The organism is Silvibacterium dinghuense (assembly GCF_004123295.1).
Taxonomy (GTDB): domain Bacteria; phylum Acidobacteriota; class Terriglobia; order Terriglobales; family Acidobacteriaceae; genus Silvibacterium; species Silvibacterium dinghuense.
Map to the genome: position 1 here is coordinate 1,968,901 of NZ_SDMK01000001.1, position 11,508 is coordinate 1,980,408.

The window sequence follows — 11,508 nt, forward strand, 5'->3', positions numbered from 1 at the left end:
TTGTTCTCGTGGCAGCACTCGGCGGGAAGAGCCATTCCGCGATGCATCGCGATGGAAGATGGCGGGCTGCGCGCTGCTCACTCTGATGCTTGCTTCGTCATGCGCGCAGGCGCAGCGAGCCGGCTATCAGGATACGGTCCTGAAGATACAGGGGCAGATCGAAAGCCATGATCTCGATGGCGCGCGCGTGCTGCTTGCTTCCGCCATGAAGCATTATCCGAACGACGGCGGACTGGAAAACCTCCTCGGCGTGGTGGAGGCGCAAAGCCAGCATCGCGATGCGGCAAAGCATGCATTTTCGCAGGCGGTCGTGCTCGATCCGAAGCTGCTGAGCGCGTGGCAGAACCTAGCGCGCATCGAGATGGAGGATGCCGACCATGATCCGAAGAGCGCCGAGGACGCTCTTCGGTCTTATACGCATGCGCTGGCGCTCGATCCTTCCGATGCGGAGTCCATCTATGGAGCGGCCACCGCAGCGATGTGGCGACATGCATATGCGACATCGCTGGCCTATCTGCAGAAACTGGATGGAGAGAGCCGCGCGAAGGCACGCGTGCAGGCCGTTCTCTGCGCCGATGAGCTGGGAGCAGGACACACGGCCGCAGCGGAGCAGGCGGCGGCACGCATGGCTGCAAGTCTCGACCTGCTGGAAAGCGATGTGATGCTGGCGCTTCCTGCGCTGCGTGCGGCGCATCGAGCGGATATTCTCGACACGCTGCTCTCGAGCGCCCATGCGCACGAGCCGCTTTCTCCAGCGGGATTGCGCATGCTGGGGCTGGCGCAAGAGGCGGAAGGCAAGCCACAACAGGCCAAGGCGACGCTTGAGCACGTGTATGAGCTGGAACCCACAAATACGGCGCCCCTGGTGGATCTTGCCCGCATTGCTCTCGCGCAGAACGACAAGCAGGGAGCGCTGGGCTATCTCGCCCATGCGCGGGCGATAGCACCGAAGGATGCGGCTCTCGCTTATCAGTACGGCTTTGTGTGTCTGCAGATGGAATTGCTGCGCGAGGCCCAGTCTGCGATGGCGCAAGCGGTGCAGCTGGCTCCGGATAATCCGGATTATCTGCTGACCATGGGAACGGTTGCGACCGGTGCCGACGCGCTGCCCTACCTGGAACGCTATCGCGCCATGCGGCCGGACGATCCGGCTGGATACCTCGCCTCGGGCATCGCCTATCTCGACAACAATCACTTTGACGAGGCTTTGAGCTGGCTGAGAAAGGCCGTGGCAAGCCCGAAGACCGCATTCTCTGCGCACTATTACCTGGGGCGCACACTCAGAGAACAGGCGAAATACAAAGAGGCCCTCACGGAACTCCACCAGGCCGATGTTCTTCGTCCGAACCAGCCGGAGGTTCTGGCGGAAATCGGCGCCGACTACTTCTGGCTGAAGCAATACGGCGATGCGGTGGGTCCGCTCAAACATGCACTGGAACTTGAGCCGGATAACTACGTAGCCAACTATGCCCTGCTGCGCCTTTATAGCCAGACAGGCGATCCGCAGCGGGAAGAACAGGCCAAGCGATTCACCGCGCTGCGGACACAACGGGAAGACCGGTATCGCGATGCGATGCGGGTGATCGAGGCACGCCCGCAACCGCTATCGGGCGCGGGCCCATAAGCAGGGCCCGCAGATTGACAGAAAGACATCACCAACAAAAAGGAGAGAAACGATGCATAGATTCCTGACCAGGAAAGGCTTATTGCTGTCCCTGCTTTCCGTTGTGGTCTGCGGATTATTTGCTACCGCGTGCAGGCACGATGACTTCAACGGCAGGTGGATAGCGTCCGGCGATACACTCGCGAACGGCGAGCAGTTAAAGATGCTTCTGGAGTTGAAGCAGAATGGATCGGAGCTCTCCGGCACGTTCAAGTCACCAGGTTTTTCCCTGCCCGTAAATGGAACAGCCCAGGGCACCCATGTCACCCTGTTTGTCGCAAAACATCCTGATCGCCCATTCCTGCAAGCCGATCTTGTCAACGGCAACCTGCAGGGCATGCGTGGGCGCCATACCTTCAACGCAACGCCGGCCGGCCCGAATGACGATCTGCCAACGGTTGCCTATATCGCACCGCCTGCCATTCAGCCAGTACCGTGGAATGGACTGGCCAAGACACCGCCGATGGGATGGAACAGCTGGAATCTCTTCGCGGACAAGGTGGACGATGCGACTGTCCGCACTATGGCCGATGCCATGGTCAGCAGCGGCATGCGTGACGCGGGCTATGTCTACATCAATATCGACGACACCTGGGAAGGCGTGCGGGATGCGCAGGGGAACATCCAGTCGAATCATAAGTTCCCGGACATGAAGGCGCTTGCCGATTACGTGCACTCCAAGGGACTGAAGCTGGGCATTTATTCCTCGCCCGGGCCTCGTACCTGCGCCGGCTATCCGGGCAGCTATGGGCATGAAGAGCAGGATGCGAAGACCTTGGCCGCATGGGGTATCGACTACCTGAAATACGACTGGTGCAGCGCATCGACGGTATACCAAGAGAAGGATCTGCAGGCGGTATATCAAAAGATGGGCGCAGCACTGCGCGCGACCGGACGCCCGATCGTCTTCAGCCTTTGCGAATACGGCCTGGGGAATGTCGGAAGCTGGGGACCACAGGTGTCCGGAAACCTGTGGAGAACGACCGGCGATATCCGCGATGCGTGGTCGAGCATGATCGGCAACATTGAGGAGCAGGTGCCGACGGCGCAGTATGCAGGACCGGGTCATTGGAACGATCCTGACATGCTGGAGATCGGCAACGGCCACATGACGGATGACGAATACCGCACGCATATGAGCCTGTGGGCGCTCACCGCGGCTCCTCTGCTGGCCGGCAACGATCTTCGCAGCATGTCAGAGGCGACGAAGTCGATCCTGATGAACCACGAGGTACTTGCGGTGGATCAGGACACGCTTGGCAAGCAGGCATCGCCGGTGAAGAACGGCACGATGGAAACCTGGGTGAAGCCTCTTGCAGATGGCGGTGTGGCGGTCGGCGTTGTAAACCTCGGAGGAGCTGCGGCGACGGCGACGATTGCACAGACCGACCTGCCGCTGCATGGAACCGTAAAGAAAGCTCGCAACCTGTGGACACATGCGGACGTAAAATTTGCGAATGGCAGCTATTCCGCCGAGATTCCTTCTCACGCCACACTTCTGCTGAAGGTCAGCACTAGATAATAGATAATAATGATGGGCCTGAACCTGCATGAGCAGATTCAGGCCCTATTTTTGTGAAGATGCGACCGCGACGGTGCCTCGATGAACTGCGGTCCCCCATGTTTGTGCCGCGGCGGGTTGATTTTGGGGCAAAATCGTCGCCCTGCTTTTGCAGGGCGGATTGGGGTGCTTCGCGGTCGGCAGCATAAAGGCTGTGCCGGTACGAAGCTGCTCAATTTTGATGGAATTCAATGGTCGGGACGGGCAAATTTGAGCTGCCGAATTCCGCTGCTGTGCAGCGCCCCTCGCAACACAAAAAGCGTCGCCCTGCTTTCGCAGGGCGGATTGGGGTGCTTCGCGGTCGGCAGCATAAAGGCTGTGCCGGTGCGAAGCTGCTCAATTTTGATGGAATTCAATGGTCGGGACGGGCAGATTTGAACTGCCGACCCCTCGCACCCCAAGCGAGTGCTCTACCAGGCTGAGCCACGTCCCGACTACGGCAAGTTCCTGATGTAGTGTACATCAGGCGCTGGATTTTAGCTGGACGGCGGCACGTATTCCTTGGGCAGCGCAGCGCCATCCCCGAAGAAATACTGGTTCATCTGCTCGACGAGAAACTCCTGGGCCTGCGGGGTCCAGGGCTGGAGACGGTATTCGTTCAGAAGCATCTTCTGGTGCTCGATCCACTCGCCCCAGGCCCTCTTCGAGACGCTCTTGTAGATCTTCTGACCGAAGTCGCTGTCGAAGGGAGGTTCTTCGAGACCTTCCAATTCCTGCTTATAGCGGGCGCAAAATACGGTGTGAGCCATGAATCATTCTCTCCGGTCTATTGTATCGGGATTTCTTTCTCGCTACAGAGGGGATGTAACCTCTGCCGGCTTTGCTTTTCAGCGCCAAGTACGCGGAGGGCTCTCCGGGAGGTTCCTACTTTCCCCCAGGCGGAGCCTGGCTGGAGCACCCGGATTTGTACTGCCGTGGAGGGGAAACTGCAGGTCGCTCCACGGCGCTCCCCCCATCCCGACGCGCTAACTGCGGGCGCACCTGGAACCCCGGTATGCTCCGGTCGGGATGACAGTATTTGGCTAGAGAGCAGAGGTGGGGTGAGGCTGTACATTGCCGGTGGCTTCCCGTTCGGCGGCCAAAGCGAGGGGATCGGTGGTCTGGACCGGCGCCATGTGGCTGGTCTGCACATAGGTGTAGCGGATGCGGTGGATCACGGTGATGGTCGAGAGCACGGCGAGAACCCAGAGAACAGGGGCCATGGCTCCCCAGCGGTCGAAGAGAGCGCCGAGAATGATGAGCACGATGCGCTCGGGGCGTTCCATGAAGCCGACCTTGCACTTGCCGATGAGGGCTTCGGCGCGGGCGCGCGTATAGCTGACCATCAGCGAGGTGATCATGACGAAAGCCGCGAGGAAGACATAGAAGAGGCGGTTGCCGCGGGCGTAGAAAACCAGCAGGCCAAAGAAAAGCACCACATCGGAATAGCGATCGATGACCGAGTCAAAGAAGGCTCCGAAGATGGTGACCTGGTCGGTCTTGCGGGCGACGCGGCCGTCGACCATGTCAAAGATACCGGCGCCGATGATGACGAGGCCGGCATAAACGAACATGCGAACGTAGTTGTTCTCATTGGCGAAGCCGAAGAGGACAGCGGCCCCGGTATTAATGATGAGGCCGATGAAGGTGAGAACGTTCGGCGAGATGCGGGTAAGGGCCAGGCCATTCACGATGGCCTGCAGGAGAACACCACAGGCGTTGCCGAAGGCACTCGTCCACGTGTGGTGATCCGAATGATACTCAGCACGGCGCGAATCGCCGGCCTGGAGGGAGGTCTGGTCCTTACGAGCCACTGCTATTCTTCCGTGTCGTGAATGGTGGTCAGCTTGAGGACTTCGAGCTCGCGCTTTCCGCTGGGGGTAACCACAACGGCCATATCGCCGACCTGCTTCCCGATGAGAGCACGGCCGATGGGCGAGGTGGTGGAGATGAGACCCTTGTTGACGTCCGACTCCTCGCTGGTGACGAGCTTGTACTCGATCTTTTCGTCCTTGGAGGTGTCATAGACGAGGACGGTCGAGCCGAAAGCCACGCGGTCGTGCGGAATATTGGCCAGGTTGACCAGCGAGAGCTCGGCCATGCGCTTTTTCACCTGCCCCAGGCGGGCATTGACGAACTCCTGCCGCTGCTTGGCCATGTGGTACTCGGCGTTTTCGCTGAGATCGCCGAGGGCGGCTGCCTTCTTGATCTCCTGAGGAAGTTCATGGGCCAGTTCGTGCTCCAGCCGGCGAATCTCTTCTTCGAGCTTCTTTTTGATGTGTTCAGGCATTCCGTAGGATCCATGGGGCGGCTCCGCCTGGAGCTACCGAGAGGTTAATCGCGCGTGGTCGACTGTAAATATCCATTATAACTGCTGCGCGCAGGGCGACCCGCCTTCGGGGACTGGCCGGGATGACAGGGCAGGCAGGATAGATACAGGGTGAGGTGCCGTGGGAAGCGATTCCAGAAGATAGCAAAGGCTCAGCATCTTAGAATGGAGGGAGGGAATCTAACTGCAAGGTTCGACTGAGTGAAGCGACTTTTTTTTCTGCTGGTTCTGCTCCTGATCGCGGTGGCGGGATGGATGATATTCGCGATAAAGGCGCCGGCCGGACCTGCGTCGGAGACCTTTGTGGAGATTGCCCCCGGAACACCATCCATGGAAATTGCAACTGAGCTGGCGCAGCAAGGCGTGATCCGGAACCGGTATGCCTTCGAAGCGCTGCATCTGAAGGATGGGGGGACGCTGAAGGCGGGCGAATACCGCTTCGACCACCCGGCGCCGATGACGGAGGTCCTCGACAGGCTGCGGCGGGGTGACGTCTATACGATCAGCGTGACGATTCCCGAGGGGGCAAACCTGTTCGATATCGCCAGCCGCGTCGAGGCAGCCCACCTGGGAACGAAGGAAGAGTTTCTGGCGGCGGCACGGAACAATGTGAGCCTGATTGCGGATATCGATCCCGGGGCAACATCGCTCGAAGGGTATCTGTTTCCAGATACTTACCGTTTTACGCGGAAGACCACCAGCCAGAAGATGCTGGCGGCGATGGTGCACCAGTTTCGGCTGACGGCGATGGCTCTGGGGTTGACGGGAGACGATCTCCGGGTGGTGACGATGGCTTCGCTGATTGAACGGGAGACTCCAATTCCGGCAGAACGGCCACTGGTCGCAAGCGTTTTCGAAAACCGGCTGGCCAAGGGGATGCCGTTGATGACGGACCCCTCGGTGATCTATGCGGCACTGCTCGACGGGCGGTATCGGGGAACGATTTATGCTTCGGATCTGGCGGCAGATTCCCCTTACAACACATATAAGCACACAGGACTGCCACCGGGACCGATCTGCAACCCGGGAGCGGCGAGCCTGAAGGCGGCGATGCATCCGGCACAGACGGACTACCTGTATTTCGTAGCAGCAAGCGCGAATCCCTCCGGAGTGTCGAAGTTCGCCAAGACACTCGAAGAGCATGAGCGGAATGTGCAGGCATACCGTAAATCGGTGCGCGAGGCGGGCTCCCGTTGATGATGAAGCGCCGGATACGAAAAACCTGGGGGGCCTTGCTGCTGCTGCCCTGGCTGAGCGGGTGCCTGGTGCACACGCGCTCGGTGCAGCAGGCAAAGATGCCAACGGGGGTCAAGACGGCGACCGCAGATGATCTGGTGCAGGCGATCAACCAGCACTGCCAGGATATTCAGTCCCTGTCGGCGACGGTGGAGTTCACGGCCGCCGAAGGTGGAGCGAAGAAGGGCAAAATCAAGACCATTACCGGGTTCAGCGGTTATATCCTGCTGCGGAAACCGGAGGCCCTGCGCGTGATCGGGCTATTGCCGGTGGTGCATACCCGCGCCTTCGACATGGCGACGAATGGCGATACCTTCAAACTTTGGCTGCCACATTCGAACAAGGTGATCGAGGGGCCAAACACGGTAACGAAAGAATCACCGAATGCACTCGAGAACTTCCGCCCGAATGTTTTCTCGGATTCGCTGCTGATCCATTGCATCGGACCGGACGAGCTGGTGACTCTGACTTCGGATACAGATACTGTTTCCGATCCGAAGACGAAGCAGCTGATGATCAAGCCGGAGTATGACCTGACGGTGGTCAAGCGCAAGGAAAACAGCCAGGAACTGACACCGGAGCGGGTGATCCATTTCAACCGGCTGGACCTGCAGCCGTACCAGGTGGATATCTACGACAGCAAGGGCGCGATCCAGACACAGGCGATTTATGGACCGACACAAACCTTCGGACCGATAAAGTTTCCGGGGACGATCACCATCAAGCGGCCGCTCGAGGAGCTGGAGATTCTGACGACCTTCCAGAAGGTCACAACGAACCTTGAACTTAAGGACAATCAGTTTGAGCTTGAGGTGCCGACGGGCGCGACGGTGCAAGAACTGCACTAAATGCTTCGCTTACGCGAAGCATTCCAGGGGCTAATGCCCCTTTTCTTTTTGGTGATTGCGGTGACTTGACCGTCACGGGCCTTGAGCTTCGCGTGACGCTCCCGCTGGTCGCGAGCTGGCATTCTGCGAACCCACATCTCGAACGGAACGAGATGTGGGGCACCGTTTTTACTAATTCCTGAAGATTGCCGGGCTGGCGAAGCGATCGAGGCCGGCGCGGCGGGCGTGCTCGGCTATGGCCTCGTTGATGGTCAGCGCAAGATCGAGCGCGGCCTGTCCGTCTTCTGCCGAGACGCGAGGTGTTTGACGGGTGCTGACCGATTCAAGGAACGAGATGATTTCGAGACGCAGCGGCTCGCCAGGTTCCACCTTGGGCTTCTGCAGGGCAAGACCTGCGGGCAAGCCGGGGATGGCCGGTGTGGATGGCGCTCCCGCGGCCGCGCCTGTGGCGGCTGCACTGACATCGATGACCAGCAGGTCCTGGCGAGCGTAGTCGATCGAAACATACTGGTGCGGCTGGAAGAAGCGCAGCTTACGCACCCGCTCGGTACTGACGCGGCTGGCGGTGAAGTTGGCAACGCAGCCGGATTCGAATTCGACGCGAACATTCGCAATATCGACCTTGCCGGAAAGGATAGGCAGGCCGACGGCATGGAGATCGCGCACAGGCGATTTTGCCAGGCTGAGCACGATGTCGAGATCGTGGATCATGAGATCGAGGACCACATCGACATCCAGAGCGCGGGGCGTGAAGACGCTGAGGCGGTGCGCCTCGAAGAACATGGGGCCGTTGAGGCAATCCTGCATGGCGGCGACGGCAGGATTGAAGCGCTCGAGATGGCCGACCTGGACGATGCGCTGGTTCTTTGCAGCCAAGGCTACGAGGGCCGCGGCTTCTTCGCGCGTAGCCGCGATAGGCTTTTCGATGAGCACATCGATGCCGGCTTCCAGCAGCGGCGCAGCCACGGCGGCATGCTGCGAAGTGGGCACGCAGACGGAAACGGCATCGACGATGATCTGCCCCTGCGCGCGGGCCTCGAGCAGGTCTTCTATCGAGGTGAAGACCGGAACGTTGAGCTCCTGATGAAGCGCCTGGGAGCGCGAAGGATCAGACTCGACGATCGCGGCCAGGCGAACCGGAACAGCAAGGCTCGCAGCTGCGCCCTGCTGCTCGAGATCGCGATAGATGCGGATATGGTTGCGGCCGAAGGCGCCGGCTCCGCAGACGGCGACGTGAAGCAGCGAGCGGCTCACCGCAGCTACTTGCCCTGGTTGCCGGCGACGGCCTTGAGGCAGCGAGTGTATAGATCGAGAAGATTCTCGACGTGATCCTCAGCCTTGGCGGCGCTGGGAGCGGCAAAGCCGGCGGACGGCGCAGCGGTGCGACCGATGCCTGCGGTGGAAGCCACGAACTTGAAGAGATCGAGAGCGATGTCTTCGTCGCGGCGCGCCCCGGTGGGCGTAGTTACTGCCTGATCCATGAAGATCCTCCGAAGGCGATGCTATCAAAACTGCTTCGCGCAGGGCGAATCGCCTTCGGCTGCTTCGCGCAGGGCGATCCGCCTTCGGCCTCCGCTCCCGCTGGTCGCGCTCCGGCAGCCCTGCGAATCCATGTCTCGGAATCGGGTTCCAAGATACTTCGCTCACCAAGAGCAGCCGGTGATCTGCTGAAGACGAACGATGGAGCGAGTAGGACAGCAGCCGTCATGCTTAACACCCCCCACACAAGCCAACTTCAGGCGTGTATGGGCCACCCGTCAGGTGCCCACGTTTCAGAGTCTAGACGCGGGAGAGACGAAAACATCTCGCTCCGGCCGGGATGATGACTTCTCTGTTCTTCCTGCATCAGCTATGGGCCTATATGTCGACAGGCCTAAGGTCTTACAGCTGAGAGATGCAGAGGCAGACGCGGCCGGCGATGAGAGCGCGGGAGGCGAGATCGTCCTGCTCGAGAACTTCTACAGGCCAGGCCAGCGAGTAGGGGCGCAGGATCATGCGGCGGGGATCGGTGCTGATGTAGCGGAAGGCAAGAGACTGATCGAGACGGATGCCGTAGAGATTGGGCTGCGGCGGGCGATGCGGAGCAAGGGAGTTGTAGTGCCGGTCCAGAATCACGATGGCATTTGGCAGCAACACCGGAGACATGGGTGAGGCCTGATCCGGGCTGACGCGGACAGCGACGAAACGATGCCAGTCGCGGCGGCTTACAGTACGACGCGGCCGGAGGCTTTCGAGCAGCCCGGCGGGAATCTCCACGATCTCGAGGGTCATGGAACGGGTAATGACAGGCGAGCGCATGGCCGGCTCGTCCCGCACCAGCGGCACATGGTGAAAGAGAGAGACGTGGTGCGCAAGCGGCTCCTCGAGCGACGGAAGAAAATCGGCAACCGTAAGCGACTGGGAGGCGAGCACACGATCGAGAGCCGCCAGACTCAGGCGACGGCGACGGCGCAGAAAATTTGAGATGTGCGCGGGCTGCAGACCGGCCTGTGCGGCAAGCTGCGCTCCGGTAAGCAGTCCTCTCTGGATGCGGTTGGCAAGATGCAGGCGAAGGCGCTCGTGAAGCTGGGAGAAGTTCATTCGACGAGTTGTCTTTGAGCTATACACCGCGGCCGGGACATTTGCTCAGAGAAAACCTTCAGGGCAGATTTCACAGCAGATTGCGGGGTTACGGAAGGTTGATGTGAGGCCGCGTGCGCGCCACACGACATGCGCGTTGACGAGGAAAACGCTGCCCGATACATTCGGAAACACTTTGCCAGAAATCCGGCCGATGACTTTGCACGGCGCAGAGGAGCGATCCTTTCTCTCTGCATCGCACAAGGAGCGGCTCTTTTGCCTCTGCGCAGGCCTTCCGCCGCGCAAGCGAGAGACCGCGCCCATTTTCCGGATTTGGAGACTCTCTTATGATCTGCGATTTTTCTTCCGAGACAAGGAATCCGGCATACGACCCGCCGCACAACATGAGTTTCGCTCCCATGTGCAGGCAGGCGATGCGGTCACAACGAGGAGATGGGAATGAAGCTGTCACCCACACCTCAGTTTTCCCTGGAGCCCGATGAATTACCTACGTTTGCACCTGAAGGTTTGTGAAGGATGCGGAGGATTGTGGTTTCGCGCAGAACAACAGCAGGAAATTTACTGCCATGGCTGCGCGCAACGGCTGAAAGCTTTTCCGAAACTACGCACGCGACGGCGAGGCAGACCGTGCAAAGGGGAACAGCGGCAGACCGTGCGTGAAGGAGGTGCACAATGAGCGCAGCACCCGTACTGGCATACGTCACAACAGGACGCAGCTTCTCCGCGGCAGAGGATTTCCGCACGCGGACGCAGGCCAGTCAACCCCAGACCTCAGGGCTGGCGTTCTATCGCAAACACACGGAAGACCTGTTGCGGAAGTACCTCCGCATCTCCATGGACATAGGGCGGCTGCCGTCGCTACTGAATCGCGGCGTGCTGCGCGGACGGGCAACGCACTGCCGCATTCGCAACTTCGAGGATGCCGTGGTCTTTGTCATCGACGTGGAGCGCTGCCTGGGAAAGCTGGACTCCTCTGCGCAGGAGCTGGTGGCAAGGATCACGCTGCAGGAATACACCTATGCGGAAGCCGCGGAGCTGACGGGACAGAGCCTGCGGTCCATTGCACGGCACTATGGCGAAGCCGTAGACCGGGTAACGGCCTTGCTGCTGGATGCCGAACTGCTGAAGATCGAGCCGTGGGAGAGATGTCAAGCGGAAGACCGGCCGAGAAATGCAATAAGTATGCGGAAATACTGAGAGTTAGCCGACAAACAGTCCTGGCATGGAATTATGCCGCTGCTTGTTATTCTGAAAATAAGAGAGAAGGAAAACCAAGGGAGAGGCCGCGAGGCTTCTCCCTTTTTGTTTGCGC

The 11,508-nt window shown here is 59.8% G+C and carries 11 protein-coding genes and 1 tRNA gene; 5 read left to right on the forward strand and 7 right to left on the reverse strand.

The genetic code is table 11. The annotated features are described in order from the left end of the window. Positions 1 to 58 precede the first annotated feature (58 nt). Positions 59 to 1,624, forward strand: a complete 1,566-nt coding sequence (locus ESZ00_RS20050; protein WP_164981391.1) for a tetratricopeptide repeat protein — start codon at positions 59 to 61, stop codon at positions 1,622 to 1,624. A 52-nt stretch (positions 1,625 to 1,676) separates the two neighbouring features. Further along, positions 1,677 to 3,185, forward strand: coding sequence for a glycoside hydrolase family 27 protein (locus ESZ00_RS07680; protein ID WP_129207516.1), 1,509 nt, complete (start codon positions 1,677 to 1,679; stop codon positions 3,183 to 3,185). Between the two features lie 395 nt (positions 3,186 to 3,580). Here the strand turns inward: ESZ00_RS07680 and ESZ00_RS07685 are convergent. The 4 genes from ESZ00_RS07685 to ESZ00_RS07700 all read right to left on the reverse strand — a co-directional run bounded on the left by ESZ00_RS07685 (position 3,581) and on the right by ESZ00_RS07700 (position 5,493). Then, positions 3,581 to 3,657, reverse strand: a tRNA-Pro gene (locus ESZ00_RS07685). Positions 3,658 to 3,700: 43 nt separating this feature from the next. Then, on the reverse strand, positions 3,701 to 3,973 hold the full coding sequence (locus ESZ00_RS07690) for an oxidative damage protection protein (protein WP_129207517.1): 273 nt from the start codon (positions 3,971 to 3,973) through the stop codon (positions 3,701 to 3,703). Between the two features lie 273 nt (positions 3,974 to 4,246). After that, the gene (locus tag ESZ00_RS07695) at positions 4,247 to 4,906 is read right to left on the reverse strand and encodes a CDP-alcohol phosphatidyltransferase family protein (RefSeq protein WP_129208000.1); all 660 of its coding nucleotides are present in this window, start codon (positions 4,904 to 4,906) and stop codon (positions 4,247 to 4,249) included. Positions 4,907 to 5,019: 113 nt separating this feature from the next. Then, complete coding sequence (locus ESZ00_RS07700) at positions 5,020 to 5,493, reverse strand: GreA/GreB family elongation factor (RefSeq protein WP_129207518.1); 474 nt, start codon at positions 5,491 to 5,493, stop codon at positions 5,020 to 5,022. Between the two features lie 240 nt (positions 5,494 to 5,733). On the opposite strand from ESZ00_RS07700, the gene mltG reads away from it, so the two are divergent. Both mltG and ESZ00_RS07710 read left to right on the forward strand, forming a co-directional pair. Beyond that, on the forward strand, positions 5,734 to 6,729 hold the full coding sequence (gene mltG, locus ESZ00_RS07705) for an endolytic transglycosylase MltG (protein ID WP_129207519.1): 996 nt from the start codon (positions 5,734 to 5,736) through the stop codon (positions 6,727 to 6,729). Next, positions 6,729 to 7,616, forward strand: coding sequence for a LolA family protein (locus ESZ00_RS07710; protein ID WP_129207520.1), 888 nt, complete (start codon positions 6,729 to 6,731; stop codon positions 7,614 to 7,616). The genes mltG and ESZ00_RS07710 overlap by 1 nt, the downstream gene beginning before the upstream one ends. Before the next feature lie 171 nt (positions 7,617 to 7,787). On the opposite strand, the gene ESZ00_RS07715 is transcribed toward ESZ00_RS07710, so the two are convergent. From ESZ00_RS07715 to ESZ00_RS07725, 3 genes are all read right to left on the reverse strand, one after another. Then, entirely contained in the window at positions 7,788 to 8,870 is a 1,083-nt protein-coding gene (locus ESZ00_RS07715) for a Gfo/Idh/MocA family protein (protein ID WP_229741026.1), read from the reverse strand. A 5-nt stretch (positions 8,871 to 8,875) separates the two neighbouring features. Beyond that, positions 8,876 to 9,097, reverse strand: a complete 222-nt coding sequence (locus ESZ00_RS07720) for a hypothetical protein (protein WP_129207521.1) — start codon at positions 9,095 to 9,097, stop codon at positions 8,876 to 8,878. A 400-nt stretch (positions 9,098 to 9,497) separates the two neighbouring features. Then, the gene (locus ESZ00_RS07725; RefSeq protein WP_129207522.1) at positions 9,498 to 10,196 is read right to left on the reverse strand and encodes a hypothetical protein; all 699 of its coding nucleotides are present in this window, start codon (positions 10,194 to 10,196) and stop codon (positions 9,498 to 9,500) included. A 672-nt stretch (positions 10,197 to 10,868) separates the two neighbouring features. Here ESZ00_RS07725 and ESZ00_RS07730 point away from each other — a divergent pair. Next, a complete protein-coding gene (locus ESZ00_RS07730; protein ID WP_129207523.1) occupies positions 10,869 to 11,393 on the forward strand; it encodes a hypothetical protein in 525 nt (174 codons plus the stop codon). Positions 11,394 to 11,508 lie beyond the last annotated feature (115 nt).